This is a genomic window from Brachyspira catarrhinii, assembly GCF_005518285.1.
Lineage (GTDB): Bacteria > Spirochaetota > Brachyspiria > Brachyspirales > Brachyspiraceae > Brachyspira > Brachyspira catarrhinii.
In genome coordinates this window covers 1-2,341 of the sequence record NZ_SJDU01000358.1, presented here as the reverse complement: position 1 = coordinate 2,341, position 2,341 = coordinate 1, and the positions used below count along the sequence as shown (strand labels likewise).

General features: G+C 28.0%; 4 protein-coding genes. 1 reads left to right on the top strand and 3 read right to left on the bottom strand.

Features of this window, described 5'->3' with window-relative positions; all coding sequences use genetic code 11:
• Positions 1–131: 131 nt before the first annotated feature.
• From EZH24_RS10475 to EZH24_RS10465, 3 genes are all read right to left on the bottom strand, one after another.
• The gene (locus EZH24_RS10475; RefSeq protein WP_137999071.1) at positions 132–647 is read right to left on the bottom strand and encodes a hypothetical protein; all 516 of its coding nucleotides are present in this window, start codon (positions 645–647) and stop codon (positions 132–134) included.
• A 3-nt stretch (positions 648–650) separates the two neighbouring features.
• A complete protein-coding gene (locus tag EZH24_RS10470) occupies positions 651–1,181 on the bottom strand; it encodes a hypothetical protein (RefSeq protein ID WP_137999070.1) in 531 nt (176 codons plus the stop codon).
• A 154-nt stretch (positions 1,182–1,335) separates the two neighbouring features.
• On the bottom strand, positions 1,336–1,686 hold the full coding sequence (locus EZH24_RS10465) for a hypothetical protein (RefSeq protein ID WP_137999069.1): 351 nt from the start codon (positions 1,684–1,686) through the stop codon (positions 1,336–1,338).
• Positions 1,687–1,713: 27 nt separating this feature from the next.
• Between EZH24_RS10465 and EZH24_RS10460 the strand changes: the two genes are divergently transcribed.
• Positions 1,714–2,341: Rpn family recombination-promoting nuclease/putative transposase (locus tag EZH24_RS10460; RefSeq protein WP_137999068.1), on the top strand; the 628-nt coding region annotated here is incomplete at its 3' end.

Below are 2,341 nucleotides of genomic sequence, written 5' to 3'. Positions count from 1 at the left end.
ATAGTATAGTATAGTATAGTATAGTATAGTATAGTATAGTATAGTATAGTATTTTGCATGAGGTTTCTACTAATTTTTAATTTAGATTAATTATAATATATTTAATAAAAAATGTCAAGCCTAAATTAAAATTAAATCAAATCTCCAATAGGCGCTCTTTTCTCCCAATTTATATCGTTCGACATCGGAGCGGGAAAAGTTTTCCAATTTATATTTTTTTTCGCAACCCAAACTTCTTTCGACTCGAATACTCCATTTTTTTGCATCCACAAATGAAGCTTGTCGTAATAAGATTTTTTATAGGCGTAAGTATAATAAAGTTTTCCGTTTTCCGAAATATAACCTTCCATAAAAGTCACCTTAATTGAAGGATAGCCCGAAAACACGAGCATAAATTTATTGATATAATCGCCATGACTATAAACCGCAGAATTATTTGAAATCGCTTTTATAAAATTTAATTTCTTTTTCCCGTCTATAATCAGTTCGCCGTCTTTTTGAAAAACAAAATTTTTATCGGCATAAACTTTTTTATTTTTTACTAAATTAACCCAATCTTTATCGAAAGAAATTGTCCGTTTATTCGTAATAAAAAATAAAACGGCAATGACTAAAAATATAACCGCTATAATGAATATATATTGCATTTATTAATATAATTCGCCTGCGTAATCTCCGCTTGCCCAGTTGACATCTTCTGGTTGAGGCACTGGAAATTTTCTCCAATTTGCGTTTGTGTTGGCAACCCATCTGTCGTTTGTAAAAACTGCGTTGTCCTCTTTCCAAGCGTCCAATTTTTCTTCATAACTTGGAACATATTTTGAAAATCTCGTTATTTTAGCGCCTTCTATAGAATATCCCTCTATCATAATTATTCCCAAACTCGGGGCGTTGTCGAAAAATAAACTTATAGGTTGTTGATGCGAATAATATGCTTGAGACTCGGAGCGCGCGCCTAAAAATTTATACTCTTTTATAAGCAAAAAAGGAGACTTGCCCGAAATCAAAACCCAATTACCTCCTGGAATCGCTTCGTATAAAGCGCCTTGCATATCTATAGTTTTTCGGTTTATGCGATTGACCCAATTTTTAGAATATTCGCTCGTCCTTGTAATATTTTGAGCGTTAAGCGAATTAATTGATAATAAAATTAAAAATAGGAATAATAAAATTTTTCTCATAGCTAACTCCATTTTACTTATAATTATAAAATATTATTTTTTTATTATAAGTAAAAATCATTTATTATAATTATCGTCAATTATAGGTTATTTTTTCATTAATATGAGTGGTAAAAGTATATTCAAATATTATGTCTGCTCTTATCTTTTAAATTTATCTAAATCTATTCCTAAACCCATCTCGCCACTTCCTAATCGGTATCCACCAAGCTAAACTATCCACGACCTTATCAATCTTACAATTCAAATCTTTTAATCTATTATCATAACAATTAATTTTATCTTTCAATTCGTTTATTTCTTTAATAAAATAATCCTCTAAAAAATTCTCGTTATTTCTTATATTATACAAATACGGATTTAAATGAACTGTTTTTTCTCCAAATATATAGTCCTTAAATACTTTATATATTTTATATTCGTTTGCCATTTCATTTTTTGTATATTGCGTTCCCCAATCTCTCAAATTCAAAAAATAAATATTAACATAATATTTATTTGACAAATAAAATTTTTCTGTTATAATATAATCATGAAAAATGATGATATCAAAGAAGTGAAAAAACTAAACGATTTCTTTATTCGTTATTTTTTCGGTTTGAAAGGAGACGAGGATTTATTATTAAGCTTTATAAACGCCATAATGATTGATTCAAATTTTGCAACTTTCAAATCGGTTGAAATTATTAATCCATTTAATCTCTCTGAGAAAGCAGGAAATAAAGAAAGTATCGTTGACCTAAAAGCGGTCACCGAAGATGGAATTACTGTTATAATTGAAATTCAAACTTATTCTACTAAAAATTTTTTTGAGCGAACGCTTTATTATTGGAGCAAAAATTATTCTAATGTTTTAAAAAAAGGCGAAGATTATCCTGAATTAAAACCCGTTATAAGTATTAATTTAATAGACGATATTTTATTTGATAAAAACGACAAGAGAATGCATACTTGTTATTTGCTAAAAGAAAAAAATACTAATGAAATTTTAACCGACCATATTCAAATGCATTATGTGGAAATTCCGAAGTTCGATGAAAACGCTAATATTAGGAAAGAATTAAAAAATTGGATTTTATTTTTAAAATCAAACAGGGAGGAAGATATGTCTCAATTATTAAAAGAAGACACAATTTTTGAAAAGGCAATGAAGAAATACA

Excerpts from the sequence above, each read along its gene's own strand:
- EZH24_RS10470 (WP_137999070.1), bottom strand. The coding sequence starts at position 1,181 with ATGAGAAAAATTTTATTATTCCTATTTTTAATTTTATTATCAATTAAT.
- EZH24_RS10475 (WP_137999071.1), bottom strand. The coding sequence starts at position 647 with ATGCAATATATATTCATTATAGCGGTTATATTTTTAGTCATTGCCGTT.